The organism is Streptomyces sp. CWNU-52B (assembly GCF_047444975.1).
In the GTDB taxonomy this organism is placed as follows: Bacteria; Actinomycetota; Actinomycetes; order Streptomycetales; family Streptomycetaceae; genus Streptomyces.
This window is the reverse complement of record NZ_JBLFJV010000078.1, coordinates 1-530: the sequence shown is the minus strand read 5'-3', so window position 1 is coordinate 530 and position 530 is coordinate 1. Positions and strand designations below refer to the sequence as shown.

Sequence of the window (530 nt, the reverse complement as noted above, 5' to 3'; positions counted from 1 at the left end):
TGGCGCATCCCCGAGACCGACGAACTGCCCGATCTGCGGGTGCAGTTCGCCCAGGGCCCCAACCACACCCTGGACGACGGCACCGAGGTCTTCTGGCCCTACAAACGCGACCCGCAGACCCTCGCCCGCCCCTGGGCCGTCCCCGGCACCCCGGGCCTGGAACACCGCATCGGCGGCATCGAGAAGCAGGACGGCACGGGCAACATCTCCTACGACCCCGCCAACCACGACTTCATGGTCCGGATCCGGCAGGCGAAGATCGACGGCATCGACGTCGCGGACGTCGAGGTCGACGACCCGCACGGCGCGGACACCCTGGTCCTGGGCTGGGGCTCCACCTACGGGCCCATCACCGCCGCGGTCCGCCGCCTGCGAGCGGCCGGCGACAGCATCGCCCAGGCCCACCTGCGCCACCTCAACCCCTTCCCCCACAACCTCGGCACGGTGCTGAAGCGTTACGACAAAGTGATCGTCCCCGAGATGAACCTCGGCCAGCTCGCCACGCTGGTCCGGGCGAAATACCTGGTGGA

Annotated in this window: 1 pseudogene; it reads left to right on the top strand. The window is 69.8% G+C overall.

Going from position 1 to position 530, the window contains the following annotated elements:
* A pseudogene (locus ACLVWQ_RS40530) lies at positions 1-530 on the top strand (2-oxoglutarate ferredoxin oxidoreductase subunit alpha); the annotation flags it as partial.